11 protein-coding genes are annotated in these 15063 nt (G+C 52.6%); 8 read left to right on the top strand and 3 right to left on the bottom strand.

Features of this window, described 5'->3' with window-relative positions; translation table 11 throughout:
* The first annotated feature begins 48 nt into the window (after nucleotides 1–48).
* Nucleotides 49–1428, top strand: a complete 1380-nt coding sequence (gene ygjG / locus FEK47_RS10570) for a putrescine aminotransferase (protein ID WP_001309772.1) — start codon at nucleotides 49–51, stop codon at nucleotides 1426–1428.
* Nucleotides 1429–1469: 41 nt separating this feature from the next.
* Here the strand turns inward: ygjG and FEK47_RS10565 are convergent, their stop codons facing one another.
* Nucleotides 1470–1802: a tRNA-binding protein gene (locus FEK47_RS10565; RefSeq protein ID WP_000450588.1), complete on the bottom strand. Its 333-nt coding sequence runs from the start codon at nucleotides 1800–1802 to the stop codon at nucleotides 1470–1472.
* 218 nt (nucleotides 1803–2020) lie between these two features.
* Here FEK47_RS10565 and ebgR point away from each other — a divergent pair, with 218 nt between their 5' ends.
* The 7 genes from ebgR to fadH all read left to right on the top strand — a co-directional run bounded on the left by ebgR (nucleotide 2021) and on the right by fadH (nucleotide 14038).
* Nucleotides 2021–3004, top strand: a complete 984-nt coding sequence (gene ebgR / locus FEK47_RS10560) for a transcriptional regulator EbgR (protein ID WP_135487221.1) — start codon at nucleotides 2021–2023, stop codon at nucleotides 3002–3004.
* A gap of 183 nt (nucleotides 3005–3187) precedes the next feature.
* Nucleotides 3188–6280: a beta-galactosidase subunit alpha gene (ebgA, locus tag FEK47_RS10555; protein WP_135487220.1), complete on the top strand. Its 3093-nt coding sequence runs from the start codon at nucleotides 3188–3190 to the stop codon at nucleotides 6278–6280.
* Nucleotides 6277–6726 carry a beta-galactosidase subunit beta gene (locus FEK47_RS10550; protein WP_135487219.1) on the top strand — a complete coding sequence of 150 codons (450 nt, stop codon included), beginning with the start codon at nucleotides 6277–6279 and terminating at the stop codon, nucleotides 6724–6726. Before ebgA ends, FEK47_RS10550 begins: the two co-directional genes overlap by 4 nt.
* A 62-nt stretch (nucleotides 6727–6788) precedes the next feature.
* Nucleotides 6789–8222: an amino acid permease gene (locus FEK47_RS10545; protein WP_135385465.1), complete on the top strand. Its 1434-nt coding sequence runs from the start codon at nucleotides 6789–6791 to the stop codon at nucleotides 8220–8222.
* A gap of 133 nt (nucleotides 8223–8355) precedes the next feature.
* Entirely contained in the window at nucleotides 8356–9426 is a 1071-nt protein-coding gene (ygjJ, locus tag FEK47_RS10540; protein ID WP_000767654.1) for a protein YgjJ, read from the top strand.
* Between the two features lie 16 nt (nucleotides 9427–9442).
* Nucleotides 9443–11794 carry an alpha-glucosidase gene (gene ygjK / locus FEK47_RS10535; RefSeq protein WP_135487218.1) on the top strand — a complete coding sequence of 784 codons (2352 nt, stop codon included), beginning with the start codon at nucleotides 9443–9445 and terminating at the stop codon, nucleotides 11792–11794.
* A 225-nt stretch (nucleotides 11795–12019) separates the two neighbouring features.
* A complete protein-coding gene (gene fadH, locus FEK47_RS10530) occupies nucleotides 12020–14038 on the top strand; it encodes an NADPH-dependent 2,4-dienoyl-CoA reductase (RefSeq protein ID WP_135487217.1) in 2019 nt (672 codons plus the stop codon).
* A 44-nt stretch (nucleotides 14039–14082) separates the two neighbouring features.
* Here the strand turns inward: fadH and higA are convergent, their stop codons facing one another.
* Both higA and higB read right to left on the bottom strand, forming a co-directional pair.
* A complete protein-coding gene (gene higA, locus FEK47_RS10525; RefSeq protein ID WP_130260147.1) occupies nucleotides 14083–14499 on the bottom strand; it encodes a type II toxin-antitoxin system antitoxin HigA in 417 nt (138 codons plus the stop codon).
* Entirely contained in the window at nucleotides 14496–14810 is a 315-nt protein-coding gene (higB, locus tag FEK47_RS10520; RefSeq protein WP_000550189.1) for a type II toxin-antitoxin system toxin HigB, read from the bottom strand. Before higB ends, higA begins: the two co-directional genes overlap by 4 nt.
* Nucleotides 14811–15063 lie beyond the last annotated feature (253 nt).

Genomic DNA, 15063 nt, shown 5'->3' with positions numbered 1-15063 from the left:
CAATACTTAAATCGGTATCATGTGATACGCGAGCCTCCGGAGCATATTTTGAACAGGTTACCTTCGAGCGCATCGGCTTTAGCGTGCAGCGCCCACGCCCTGAATCTCATTGAAAAGCGAACGCTGGACCATGAGGAGATGAAAGCACTTAACCGGGAGGTGATTGAATACTTCAAAGAGCATGTCAATCCGGGGTTTTTAGAGTATCGCAAATCTGTTACCGCCGGCGGGGATTACGGAGCCGTAGAGTGGCAAGCGGGAGGTTTAAATACGCTTGTCGACACCCAGGGACAGGAGTTTATCGACTGCCTTGGAGGTTTTGGAATTTTCAACGTGGGGCACCGTAATCCAGTTGTGGTTTCCGCCGTACAGAATCAACTTGCGAAACAACCGCTTCACAGCCAGGAGCTGCTCGATCCGTTACGGGCGATGCTGGCGAAAACCCTTGCTGCGCTAACGCCAGGTAAACTGAAATACAGCTTCTTCTGTAATAGCGGCACCGAGTCCGTTGAAGCAGCGCTGAAGCTGGCGAAGGCTTATCAGTCGCCGCGCGGCAAGTTTACTTTTATTGCCACCAGCGGCGCGTTCCACGGTAAATCACTTGGCGCGCTGTCGGCCACGGCGAAATCGACCTTCCGCAAACCGTTTATGCCACTGCTGCCAGGGTTCCGTCATGTGCCGTTTGGCAATATCGAAGCCATGCGCACGGCCCTTAGCGAGTGCAAAAAAACCGGTGACGATGTTGCCGCAGTGATCCTTGAGCCGATTCAGGGCGAAGGTGGCGTAATTCTGCCGCCGCCGGGCTATCTCACCGCCGTGCGTAAGCTGTGCGATGAGTTCGGCGCACTGATGATCCTCGATGAAGTACAAACGGGCATGGGGCGCACGGGCAAGATGTTCGCCTGCGAGCATGAGAACGTACAGCCGGATATCCTCTGCCTTGCCAAAGCGCTCGGCGGCGGCGTGATGCCGATTGGCGCAACCATCGCTACTGAAGAGGTGTTCTCAGTCCTGTTCGACAACCCGTTCCTGCATACCACCACCTTTGGCGGCAACCCGCTGGCCTGTGCGGCGGCGCTGGCGACCATCAATGTGTTGCTGGAGCAGAACTTACCGGCTCAGGCTGAACAAAAAGGCGATATGTTGCTGGACGGTTTCCGTCAACTGGCGCGGGAATATCCCGATCTGGTACAGGAAGCGCGTGGTAAAGGGATGTTGATGGCGATTGAGTTTGTTGATAACGAAATCGGCTATAACTTTGCCAGCGAGATGTTCCGCCAGCGCGTCCTGGTGGCCGGAACGCTCAATAACGCCAAAACGATCCGCATTGAACCGCCACTGACACTGACCATTGAACAGTGCGAACTGGTGATCAAAGCGGCGCGTAAGGCGCTGGCGGCCATGCGAGTAAGTGTCGAAGAAGCGTAGTATCAAATCGGATGGCGATACGACGTCGCCATCCGATCTTTTTATACGATGCGTACGCCCGCAGGCATCATCCGCTCCGGCGTTAACAGCACGCTTTCACTGCCGTCATCGGTCTCCGCACACAACAGCATGCATTCCGACGTTTCACCGCGCATTTTCGCTTTTTGCAGATTGCACAAGACCACCACCGTTTTCCCCATCAGCTCTTCTTCGCTGTAGTACGGCACCAGGCTGGTCACGGTTTGCAGCGTTTTTTCCCCCACATCAACCTGTACGATGTACAGCTTGTCGGCGTTTTCATGGCGTTTCACTTCCACAATCTTTCCGACGCGCATTTCCAGACGTGCAAAATCAGCGTAAGCCACGGTTTCCATTGTTTCCTCCCTTCGAGTAAAATTTTACTAAACTATAGCAAAAGTTTTTCTCAATCCTGTAGGCTAAAAATGGAGAATGCAGGCGTGATCACATTCGTAAGCCGCTGTGTTACCGTTACAGCGTCAAAGAAACGCGCTTTATTTACTGAAAACAGGTGACCCGATAAGCGCTTCCTCTACAATGGAAGCGCACATCAGGGAAAGTAAAAAAGGTAAACATGGCAACACTAAAAGACATCGCAATCGAAGCTGGCGTATCCCTGGCGACAGTATCCAGGGTCTTAAATGACGATCCGACATTGAATGTGAAAGAAGAGACGAAACATCGCATTCTCGAGATCGCCGAAAAGCTGGAGTACAAGACCAGTAGCGCCCGTAAACTCCAGACAGGTGCAGTCAACCAACACCATATTCTGGCTATCTACAGCTACCAACAGGAGCTGGAGATCAACGATCCTTACTATCTGGCGATCCGCCACGGCATTGAAACCCAGTGCGAAAAGCTGGGCATCGAGCTCACCAACTGTTATGAACACAGCGGCTTACCAGACATTAAAAACGTCACCGGTATTTTAATTGTCGGCAAACCCACGCCCGCCCTGCGCGCCGCTGCCAGCGCATTGACCGACAATATCTGTTTTATCGATTTTCACGAACCTGGCAGCGGTTACGATGCGGTGGATATCGATCTGGCACGCATCAGTAAAGAAATCATCGACTTCTATATCGATCAGGGCGTTAATCGCATTGGTTTTATTGGCGGCGAAGACTTGCCTGGCAAGGCGGATATTCGTGAGGTCGCCTTTGCGGAATATGGCCGACTGAAACAAGTGGTACGCGAAGAAGACATCTGGCGCGGCGGTTTTTCCAGTTCGTCGGGCTATGAACTGGCAAAACAGATGCTGGCGCGGGAAGACTATCCGAAGGCACTGTTTGTTGCTTCCGATTCCATTGCTATCGGCGTACTGCGGGCAATTCATGAACGTGGCCTGAACATCCCACAGGATATTTCGCTTATCAGCGTGAACGACATCCCCACCGCGCGATTTACCTTTCCGCCGCTCTCCACCGTGCGCATCCATTCCGAAATGATGGGAAGTCAGGGCGTTAACCTGGTGTATGAAAAAGCCCGCGATGGTCGCGCGCTGCCGCTGTTAGTCTTCGTTCCCAGCAAATTAAAACTGCGCGGCACGACCCGTTAAATCCCCTTACACACTGTCCGGCAATCGTTTTTGCCGGACAGTGCTGCCGTTTATTTTCGTGATCCAGTTAAAGTAAATGCATTTACTCGCTACATTTTAGTAAAAATTTTACTAAACTCCCCAGCAATTACACAAACTACCATCACCATGAATGGTTCCGATTTCTCTCTACCGGGAGGCCCTATGAATCGCTGGGAAAACATTCAGCTCACCCACGAAAACCGACTTGCGCCGCGTGCGTACTTTTTTTCATATGATTCTGTTGCGCAAGCGCGTACCTTTGCCCGCGAAACCAGCAGCCTGTTTCTGCCCTTAAGCGGTCAGTGGAATTTCCACTTTTTTGACCATCCGCTGCAAGTACCAGAAGCCTTCACTTCTGAGTTAATGGCTGACTGGGGGCATATTACCGTCCCCGCCATGTGGCAAATGGAAGGTCACGGCAAACTGCAATATACCGACGAAGGTTTTCCGTTCCCCATCGATGTGCCGTTTGTCCCCAGCGATAACCCAACCGGTGCCTATCAACGTATTTTCACCCTCAGCGACGGCTGGCAGGGTAAACAGACCCTGATTAAATTTGACGGCGTCGAAACCTATTTTGAAGTCTACGTTAACGGTCAGTATGTTGGTTTCAGCAAGGGCAGTCGCCTGGCCGCAGAGTTTGACATCAGCGCGATGGTAAAAACCGGTGACAACCTGTTGTGTGTGCGCGTGATGCAATGGGCAGACTCTACCTACGTGGAAGACCAGGATATGTGGTGGTCGGCGGGGATCTTCCGCGATGTTTATCTGATCGGAAAACAACTCACACATATCAACGATTTCACCGTTCGTACCGACTTTGACGAAGCCTATTGCGATGCCACGCTTTCCTGCGAAGTGGTGCTGGAAAATCTCGCCGCCTCCCCTGTCGTAACAACGCTGGAATATACCCTGTTTGATGGCGAACGCGTGGTGCACAGCAGCGCCATTGATCATTTGGCAATTGAAAAACTGACCAGCGCCAGCTTTGCTTTTACTGTCGAACAGCCGCAGCAATGGTCAGCTGAATCCCCTTATCTTTACCATCTGGTCATGACGCTGAAAGACGCCGACGGCAACGTTCTGGAAGTGGTGCCACAACGCGTTGGCTTCCGTGATATCAAAGTGCGCGACGGTCTGTTCTGGATCAATAACCGTTATGTGATGCTGCACGGCGTCAACCGTCACGACAACGATCATCGCAAAGGCCGCGCCGTTGGAATGGATCGCGTCGAGAAAGATCTCCAGTTGATGAAGCAGCACAACATCAACTCCGTGCGTACCGCTCACTACCCGAACGATCCGCGTTTTTACGAACTGTGTGATATCTACGGCCTGTTTGTGATGGCGGAAACCGACGTCGAATCGCACGGCTTTGCTAATGTCGGCGATATCAGCCGTATTACCGACGATCCGCAGTGGGAAAAAGTCTACGTCGAGCGCATTGTTCGCCATATTCACGCGCAGAAAAACCATCCGTCGATCATCATCTGGTCGCTGGGCAATGAATCCGGCTATGGCTGTAACATCCGCGCGATGTACCACGCAGCGAAAGCGCTGGATGACACGCGACTGGTGCATTACGAAGAAGATCGCGATGCTGAAGTGGTCGATATTATTTCCACCATGTACACCCGCGTGCCGCTAATGAATGAGTTTGGTGAATACCCGCATCCGAAGCCGCGCATCATCTGTGAATATGCTCATGCGATGGGGAACGGACCGGGCGGGCTGACGGAGTACCAGAACGTCTTCTATAAGCACGATTGCATTCAGGGACATTATGTCTGGGAATGGTGCGACCACGGAATCCAGGCGCAGGATGACAACGGCAATGTCTGGTATAAATTCGGCGGCGACTACGGCGACTATCCCAACAACTATAACTTCTGTCTTGATGGTTTGATCTATTCCGATCAGACGCCGGGACCGGGCCTGAAAGAGTACAAACAGGTTATTGCGCCGGTAAAAATCCACGCACTGGATCTGACTCGCGGCGAGTTGAAAGTCGAAAATAAACTGTGGTTTACCACGCTTGATGACTACACCCTGCACGCAGAGGTGCGCGCCGAAGGTGAAACGCTCGCGACGCAGCAGATTAAATTGCACGACGTTGCACCGAACAGCGAAGCCCCCTTGCAGATCACGCTGCCGCAGCTGGACGCCCGCGAAGCGTTCCTCAACATTACGGTGACCAAAGATTCCCGCACCCGCTACAGCGAAGCCGGGCACCCTATCGCCACTTATCAGTTCCCGCTGAAGGAAAACACCGCGCAGCCAGTGCCTTTCGCACCAAATAATGCGCGTCCGCTGACGCTGGAAGACGATCGTTTGAGCTGCACCGTTCGCGGCTACAACTTCGCGATCACCTTCTCAAAAATGAGTGGCAAACCGACATCCTGGCAGGTGAATGGCGAATCGCTGCTGACCCGCGAGCCAAAGATCAACTTCTTCAAGCCGATGATCGACAACCACAAGCAGGAGTACGAAGGGCTGTGGCAACCGAATCATTTGCAGATCATGCAGGAACATTTGCGCGACTTTGCCGTGGAACAGAGCGATGGTGAGGTGTTGATCATCAGCCGCACGGTTATTGCCCCGCCGGTGTTTGACTTCGGAATGCGCTGCACCTACATCTGGCGCATCGCTGCCGATGGCCAGGTTAACGTGGCGCTTTCCGGCGAGCGTTACGGCGACTATCCGCACATCATTCCGTGCATCGGTTTCACCATGGGGATTAACGGCGAATACGATCAGGTGGCGTATTACGGTCGTGGACCGGGCGAAAACTACGCCGACAGCCAGCAGGCTAACATCATCGATATCTGGCGCAGCACCGTCGATGCCATGTTCGAGAACTATCCCTTCCCGCAGAACAACGGCAACCGTCAGCATGTCCGCTGGACGGCACTGACTAACCGCCACGGCAACGGTCTGCTGGTGGTTCCGCAGCGCCCAATTAACTTCAGCGCCTGGCACTATACCCAGGAAAACATCCACGCTGCCCAGCACTGTAACGAGCTGCAGCGCAGTGATGACATCACCCTGAATCTCGACCACCAGCTGCTTGGCCTCGGCTCCAACTCCTGGGGCAGCGAGGTGCTGGACTCCTGGCGCGTCTGGTTCCGTGACTTCAGCTACGGATTTACGTTGCTGCCGGTTTCTGGCGGAGAAGCTACCGCGCAAAGCCTGGCGTCGTATGAGTTCGGCGCAGGGTTCTTTTCCACGAATTTGCACAGCGAGAATAAGCAATGAGGATCATCGATAACTTAGAACAGTTCCGCCAGATTTACGCCTCTGGTAAGAAGTGGCAACGCTGCGTTGAAGCGATTGAAAATATCGACAACATTCAGCCTGGCATCGCCCACTCCATCGGTGATTCATTGACTTACCGCGTGGAGACAGACTCCGCGACCGATGCGCTATTTACCGGGCATCGACGCTATTTTGAAGTGCATTACTACCTGCAAGGGCAGCAAAAAATTGAATATGCGCCGAAAGAGACATTACAGGTAGTGGAATATTATCGTGATGAAACTGACCGTGAATATTTAAAAGGCTGCGGAGAAACCGTAGAGGTCCACGAAGGGCAAATCGTTATTTGCGATATCCATGAAGCGTATCGGTTTATCTGCAATAACGCGGTCAAAAAAGTGGTTCTCAAAGTCACCATCGAAGATGGTTATTTCCATAACAAATAACAACTACGGCGGCAAAAGGAGTTTGCCGCCACCGCTACCCTACTCATTTTCGGAGATGTGTTATGTCTGATACCAAACGTAATACAATCGGTAAATTCGGCTTGCTCTCGCTGACTTTTGCCGCCGTTTACAGCTTTAACAACGTTATCAATAATAATATTGAGCTTGGACTGGCCTCGGCACCGATGTTTTTCCTCGCGACGATTTTTTATTTTATTCCCTTCTGTCTGATCATCGCAGAATTTGTTTCGTTAAATAAAAACTCAGAAGCTGGTGTCTACGCGTGGGTAAAAAGTTCGCTGGGCGGACGTTGGGCATTTATTACTGCCTATACCTACTGGTTCGTAAACCTGTTCTTTTTCACCTCGCTGTTGCCGCGCGTTATTGCTTATGCTTCGTATGCCTTCCTCGGCTACGAATATATTATGACGCCGATTGCCACCACTATTATTAGTATGGTGCTGTTCGCCTTCTCCACCTGGGTTTCTACCAACGGGGCGAAAATGCTGGGGCCAATCACCTCCGTCACCTCAACACTGATGCTGCTGTTAACGCTCTCCTACATTTTACTGGCAGGTACGGCGCTGGTTGGCGGCGTACAGCCTGCCGATCCGATCACCGTTGACGCGATGATCCCGAACTTCAACTGGGCGTTCCTCGGCGTTACCACCTGGATCTTTATGGCCGCAGGTGGCGCGGAGTCCGTCGCGGTGTACGTTAACGACGTCAAAGGCGGTTCGAAATCGTTCGTTAAAGTGATCATCCTCGCCGGGATTTTTATCGGCGTACTGTATTCCGTCTCCTCAGTGCTGATTAACGTCTTCGTCAGCAGCAAAGAGTTGAAATTTACCGGTGGATCGGTGCAGGTATTCCACGGCATGGCGGCGTATTTTGGTCTGCCGGAAGCGCTGATGAATCGCTTTGTCGGTCTGGTGTCCTTTACCGCGATGTTCGGCTCCCTGCTGATGTGGACCGCAACACCGGTGAAAATTTTCTTCTCCGAAATCCCGGAAGGCATCTTTGGTAAGAAAACCGTCGAACTTAACGAAAACGGCGTTCCGGCGCGCGCAGCGTGGATCCAGTTCCTGATCGTCATCCCGCTGATGATTATCCCGATGCTCGGTTCCAATACCGTGCAGGATCTGATGAATACCATTATTAATATGACCGCCGCAGCGTCCATGCTTCCGCCGTTATTCATCATGCTGGCTTACCTGAATTTACGCGCCAAATTAGATCACCTGCCACGCGATTTCCGTATGGGCTCCCGCCGCACCGGTATTATCATTGTTTCAATGCTGATTGCGATATTTGCCGTAGGGTTTGTCGCTTCGACATTCCCGACTGGCGCGAATATTCTGACCATCATTTTTTATAACGTCGGCGGTATTGTTATCTTCCTCGGGTTTGCGTGGTGGAAATACAGTAAATATATAAAGGGATTAACGGCTGAAGAGCGCCATATTGAAGCGACGCCAGCCAGCAATGTTGATTAAGCAGACTAATAAAAAATGAGCAGGCATTTTCCCTCTTCCTGGATGGGGAGAGGGAAAATAGTTTCTGCCTTTATATTTTTATAATTACAACGATAAAAGGCTGTACTTTTTCTTTAGCTCATGGATTAACACAATGAAATTAATCACTGCACCATGCAGAGCATTACTTGCTCTGCCGTTTTGCTACGCCTTTTCTGCGGCAGGAGAAGAAGCACGTCCGGCAGAACATGACGACACAAAAACACCCGCAATTACCTCGACATCTTCTCCTTCATTTCGTTTTTACGGCGAATTAGGGGTTGGTGGATATATGGATTTAGAGGGTGAGAATAAACATAAATACAGCGACGGTACCTATATTGAAGGTGGCCTGGAGATGAAGTACGGCTCCTGGTTCGGCCTGATTTACGGCGAAGGCTGGACCGTGCAGGCCGACCACGACGGCAATGCCTGGGTGCCAGACCATAGCTGGGGTGGTTTCGAGGGCGGAATTAACCGTTTCTATGGCGGTTATCGTACCAATGATGGCACCGAAATCATGCTCAGTCTGCGTCAGGATTCCTCGCTGGATGACCTGCAATGGTGGGGCGACTTCACCCCCGACCTGGGCTACGTCATTCCCAATACCCGCGACATTATGACCGCGCTGAAGGTGCAGAACTTAAGCGGCAACTTTCGTTATAGCGTCACCGCCACACCTGCCGGACATCATGATGAAAGCAAAGCCTGGCTACATTTTGGCAAGTACGATCGCTACGACGACAAATACACCTATCCGGCAATGATGAACGGTTACATCCAGTATGACCTTGCCGAAGGTATCACCTGGATGAACGGTCTGGAAATCACCGACGGCACAGGCCAACTCTATCTCACGGGCCTGCTTACCCCTAACTTTGCCGCTCGCGCCTGGCACCATACCGGACGCGCCGACGGGCTGGACGTACCGGGAAGTGAAAGTGGGATGATGGTGAGCGCCATGTATGAAGCGTTAAAGGGCGTTTATCTCTCCACCGCTTACACCTACGCCAAACATCGCCCTGACCACGCTGACGATGAAACCACCTCTTTCATGCAGTTTGGTATCTGGTACGAATACGGCGGCGGACGTTTCGCAACGGCTTTTGATAGCCGCTTCTACATGAAAAATGCCTCTAACGATCCCAGCGACCAAATCTTCCTGATGCAATATTTCTACTGGTAATAAGGACTGTAATCTAATGAAAATAAAAACTATTTTGACGCCAGTAGCCTGCGCTCTGCTGATAAGTTTTTCCGCCCATGCTGCTAACGCCGACAATTATAAAAACGTGATTAACCGTACTGGCGCGCCGCAGTACATGAAGGATTACGATTACGACGATCACCAACGTTTTAATCCGTTTTTCGATCTCGGAGCCTGGCATGGTCATCTGTTGCCAGACGGCCCGAACACCATGGGCGGTTTTCCGGGTGTTGCGCTGCTGACGGAAGAGTACATCAACTTTATGGCCAGCAATTTCGACCGCCTGACCGTCTGGCAGGACGGCAAGAAAGTCGACTTCACGCTGGAGGCATACAGTATTCCCGGCGCGCTGGTGCAAAAACTGACAGCAAAAGATGTGCAGGTCGAAATGACTCTGCGCTTCGCCACGCCGCGCACGTCACTACTGGAAACCAAAATCACCAGCAATAAACCGCTGGATCTGGTGTGGGATGGCGAACTGCTGGAAAAACTGGAAGCGAAAGAAGGGAAACCGCTTTCCGATAAAACCATTGCTGGCGAGTACCCTGACTATCAGCGCAAAATCAGCGCTACCCGTGATGGCCTGAAAGTCACCTTTGGCAAAGTGCGCGCCACCTGGGATCTACTGACCTCCGGTGAATCAGAATATCAGGTGCATAAATCCCTGCCGGTGCAGACTGAAATCAACGGCAATCGCTTTACCAGTAAGGCACATATCAACGGATCGACCACGCTCTATACCACCTATTCCCATCTGCTGACCTCTCAGGAAGTTAGCAAAGAGCAAATGCAGATCCGCGATATTCTGGCGCGTCCGGCGTTTTATCTCACCGCCTCGCAGCAACGCTGGGAAGAGTATCTGAAGAAAGGGTTAACCAATCCGGATGCGACGCCGGAACAGACGCACGTCGCGGTGAAAGCAATCGAAACGCTCAACGGTAACTGGCGATCGCCTGGCGGCGCGGTGAAATACAACACCGTCACGCCGTCGGTGACCGGGCGCTGGTTCTCCGGCAATCAGACCTGGCCGTGGGATACCTGGAAGCAGGCGTTTGCGATGGCGCATTTCAATCCGGATATCGCCAAAGAGAATATCCGCGCGGTCTTCTCCTGGCAGATCCAGCCCGGCGACACCGTGCGTCCGCAGGATGTGGGCTTTGTCCCCGACCTGATTGCATGGAACCTTAGCCCCGAGCGTGGTGGCGATGGCGGCAACTGGAACGAACGCAATACCAAACCCAGCCTTGCCGCCTGGTCGGTGATGGAAGTGTATAACGTCACCCAGGATAAAACCTGGCTGGCAGAGATGTACCCGAAACTGGTGGCCTATCACGACTGGTGGTTACGTAACCGCGATCATAACGGCAACGGCGTGCCGGAATATGGCGCGACCCGCGACAAAGCCCACAACACTGAGAACGGCGAGATGCTGTTTACGGTGAAAAAAGGTGACAAAGAAGAGACGCAGTCTGGGCTGAACAACTACGCCCGCGTGGTGGAGAAAGGCCAGTACGACAGTCTGGAAATTCCGGCACAGGTTGCTGCATCGTGGGAATCAGGTCGTGATGATGCCGCCGTCTTTGGGTTTATCGACAAAGAACAGCTGGATAAATATGTCGCAAGCGGCGGCAAACGTAGCGACTGGACGGTGAAATTCGCCGAAAACCGCAGTCAGGACGGAACGTTGCTGGGGTACTCTCTATTGCAGGAGTCGGTGGATCAGGCCAGCTATATGTACAGCGATAACCATTATCTGGCGGAGATGGCAACCATCCTCGGTAAGCCGGAAGAGGCCAAACGCTATCGCCAGTTGGCACAGCAGCTCGCAGACTACATCAACACCTGTATGTTCGACCCGGCTACGCAGTTTTACTATGACGTGCGTATTGAAGATAAACCGCTGGCGAACGGCTGCGCGGGCAAACCGATTGTCGAACGCGGTAAAGGGCCGGAAGGCTGGTCACCGCTGTTTAACGGTGCGGCAACGCAGGCCAACGCCGACGCGGTGGTGAAGGTGATGCTCGATCCTAAAGAGTTCAACACCTTTGTCCCGCTGGGAACGGCAGCGTTAACCAACCCGGCTTTTGGCGCGGATATCTACTGGCGCGGGCGCGTATGGGTGGATCAGTTCTGGTTTGGTCTGAAAGGGATGGAGCGTTACGGTTATCGCGATGATGCCCTGAAACTGGCGGATACGTTCTTCCAGCACGCCAAAGGGTTAACCGCCGATGGCCCAATTCAGGAGAATTACAATCCGCTGACCGGCGCACAGCAAGGTGCACCGAATTTCTCCTGGAGTGCCGCGCATTTGTATATGTTGTATAACGATTTTTTCCATAAGCAGTAATTTGCAACGGCTGGCGGATGCGGCGTGAACGCCTTATCCGCCCTACATGTGCAATCCCCCAGGCCGGATAAGACGCGTCAGGCGTCGCATCCGGCGTTACCACCGGGCGTTTTCTTTTTGAATCCCATCACAAACCCCGCATTCCCCTTTTCCCTTTTCCCCGACGACGGCTAAATTAGAACTCATCCGACCACATAACAATTATTTTACATACTGGACAATTTTATGAGCTACCCGTCGCTGTTCGCCCCGCTTGATTTAGGTTTTACCACGTTAAAAAACCGCGTGCTGATGGGCTCAATGCACACCGGACTGGAGGAATATCCAGACGGTGCCGAGCGGCTGGCAGCGTTTTATGCCGAACGCGCCCGTCACGGCGTGGCGCTGATTGTCAGCGGCGGCATTGCACCAGATTTAACAGGCGTTGGCATGGAAGGTGGCGCAATGCTCAACGACGCCAGCCAGATCCCACACCATCGCACCATTACCGAAGCCGTACATCAGGAAGGCGGCAAAATCGCCCTACAAATTTTGCATACCGGACGCTACAGCTACCAGCCGCATCTGGTAGCGCCCTCCGCGTTGCAGGCCCCCATCAACCGTTTCGTTCCTCATGAACTCACCCATGAAGAGATCCTGCAACTGATCGACGATTTCGCCCGCTGCGCGCAACTGGCGCGGGAGGCCGGATACGATGGCGTAGAAGTGATGGGTTCCGAAGGCTATTTGATCAACGAATTTCTGACACTGCGCACCAATCAGCGTAGTGACCTGTGGGGCGGCGATTACCGCAACCGGATGCGATTTGCCGTAGAAGTAGTGCGTGCGGTGCGCGAACGCGTTGGCAACGACTTCATTATTATCTACCGGCTGTCGATGCTCGACCTGGTCGAAGGCGGTGGGACTTTTGCAGAAACGGTAGAGCTGGCGCAGGCCATTGAAGCGGCGGGCGCGACCATTATCAACACTGGCATTGGCTGGCATGAAGCGCGGATTCCGACCATCGCCACGCCCGTGCCGCGCGGCGCATTTAGCTGGGTCACGCGCAAACTGAAAGGCCACGTCTCGCTGCCGCTGGTAACCACCAACCGGATTAACGATCCGCAGGTTGCCGACGATATTCTCTCGCGCGGTGATGCCGATATGGTGTCGATGGCGCGACCGTTTCTTGCTGATGCGGAACTGCTGTCAAAAGCGCAATCGGGGCGAGCCGATGAGATCAACACCTGCATTGGCTGCAACCAGGCCTGTCTCGATCAGATCTTCGTGGGCAAAGTCACCTCGTGCCTGGTGAATCCTCGCGCCTGCCATGAAACCAAAATGCCGATCCTTCCCGCCATGCAGAAAAAAAATCTGGCGGTGGTCGGTGCGGGACCAGCTGGGCTGGCGTTTGCCATTAACGCGGCGGCGCGTGGGCATCAGGTAACATTGTTTGATGCGCACAGCGAGATCGGCGGGCAGTTTAATATCGCCAAACAGATCCCAGGCAAAGAGGAGTTTTACGAAACGCTGCGCTATTACCGCCGGATGATCGAAGTGACGGGCGTGACGCTAAAACTCAATCACAGCGTGACGGCGGATCAGTTACAGGCGTTCGATGAAACAATCCTCGCCAGTGGGATCGTGCCACGCGTTCCGCCTATCGACGGGATCGATCATCCGAAGGTATTGAGTTATCTCGATGTCCTGCGCGACAAAGCGCCGGTGGGCAACAAAGTTGCCATCGTCGGTTGTGGTGGGATTGGTTTTGATACGGCGATGTATTTGAGTCAGCCGGGCGAATCCACCAGCCAGAATATCGCCGGGTTCTGTAATGAATGGGGGATCGACAGTAGCCTACAACAGGCTGGTGGCTTAAGCCCGCAGGGAATGCAGATCCCGCGTAGCCCACGGCAGATTGTGATGCTCCAGCGCAAAGCCAGCAAACCGGGACAGGGGTTAGGCAAAACCACCGGCTGGATCCATCGCACCACCCTGCTCTCGCGGGGTGTGAAAATGATCCCAGGCGTAAGTTATCAGAAGATCGACGATGATGGGCTGCATGTGGTGATCAACGGCGAAACGCAGGTATTAGCGGTGGACAATGTGGTGATCTGCGCAGGGCAAGAGCCAAACCGCGCATTGGCGCAACCGCTGATTGATAGCGGGAAAACTGTGCATTTAATTGGCGGCTGCGATGTGGCTATGGAGCTGGACGCACGACGGGCAATTGCCCAGGGGACACGGCTGGCGCTGGAGATTTAAATCGTGCATTGAAGTGCCGGATGCAACGCATCCGGCACGTCGCGTTAATCAATAAACAATGCAGGGGAAATGCCGAATCGCGTTGCCAGTTTTTTAGCGTGTTCCAGCGTTAATTTTCTCTTCCCGTTCAAAACACGTGACACCATCGATTTACTGCCAATTTCCGGCAGATCAGAAAGGGTTAAACCGTATTGATCCATCAGTGTACGAATCACAGCAACACCGCCAGGCATGGCTTGAGCCATCGCATTAAATTCAGCAAATTCAGGCGCTGCCCCCTCCCACGCTGTGATTTTGGCACACACCAGATCCAGTAAGGGGTTTTCAGGATCGTTGAGCAGCAGATGATCGACCAGTTCCAGCGCCTGGGTATATTGTTCCTCGTTCTGAATACCCGCCAGAAAAGGTGCCACAGCGGTTAGCTTTTCTCCTGCTTGCAAGATGTCGGCAATCGCAATCATTTTTTCCCCTTAGTACGATGAACGGCGGTAAAGAAATCGTATTCTTTGTGCGTCATAACTTCACGTATGTAGCACTTTTGCGATTCAAAAAAGACCATTGCTACAACACGTAATTCATTGCCCCCGACATTGAAAACATAATGCTTATCCAGATATTTGAAGTTATCCAGAGATGGGAATACTGCTTTTAATGACTCAGGTTTTTTGAAATATCCCTTAGCAATCGTGTTCCCCAAAGCCACCAACTCCGTTTTATGTTGCGGGTATTTTTCCGCAGCATCTTTCAATGCTTTTTGAGTTATCAGGTGCATTCTTCATCACGTCCGTTGACAAATTGGCAATATGATAACATCCGTTGACAGATTGGCAACGAATGAATTTATCTGCTTGACGGAAGAATAAACGTTGAACAACGCGAAACAAGAGAATGCAGAGGATGGTGACTGGGATTTTTATTTTATGGAAGCGTGATTCCAGAACTGGGCAGACATTACCGGATGCGACGCTTGCCGCGTCTTATCCGGCATGGGGGTAACGTGCTGAACGTAGATACTGTTATGGCCT

Source organism: Escherichia sp. E3659 (genome assembly GCF_005781135.1).
Taxonomy (GTDB): Bacteria; Pseudomonadota; Gammaproteobacteria; order Enterobacterales; family Enterobacteriaceae; genus Escherichia.
The sequence above is the reverse complement of the archived record's forward strand: the minus strand, read 5'-3'. Positions and strand labels throughout refer to the sequence as shown.

Bases quoted from the DNA above. Each gene is read 5' to 3' on its own strand.
- ygjJ (WP_000767654.1), top strand. From the start codon at position 8,356: ATGAAATTAATCACTGCACCATGCAGAGCATTACTTGCTCTGCCGTTT.
- higB (WP_000550189.1), bottom strand. From the start codon at position 14,810: ATGCACCTGATAACTCAAAAAGCATTGAAAGATGCTGCGGAAAAATAC.
- FEK47_RS10550 (WP_135487219.1), top strand. From the start codon at position 6,277: ATGAGGATCATCGATAACTTAGAACAGTTCCGCCAGATTTACGCCTCT.
- ebgA (WP_135487220.1), top strand. From the start codon at position 3,188: ATGAATCGCTGGGAAAACATTCAGCTCACCCACGAAAACCGACTTGCG.
- FEK47_RS10545 (WP_135385465.1), top strand. From the start codon at position 6,789: ATGTCTGATACCAAACGTAATACAATCGGTAAATTCGGCTTGCTCTCG.
- fadH (WP_135487217.1), top strand. From the start codon at position 12,020: ATGAGCTACCCGTCGCTGTTCGCCCCGCTTGATTTAGGTTTTACCACG.
- ebgR (WP_135487221.1), top strand. From the start codon at position 2,021: ATGGCAACACTAAAAGACATCGCAATCGAAGCTGGCGTATCCCTGGCG.
- higA (WP_130260147.1), bottom strand. From the start codon at position 14,499: ATGATTGCGATTGCCGACATCTTGCAAGCAGGAGAAAAGCTAACCGCT.
- ygjK (WP_135487218.1), top strand. From the start codon at position 9,443: ATGAAAATAAAAACTATTTTGACGCCAGTAGCCTGCGCTCTGCTGATA.
- FEK47_RS10565 (WP_000450588.1), bottom strand. From the start codon at position 1,802: ATGGAAACCGTGGCTTACGCTGATTTTGCACGTCTGGAAATGCGCGTC.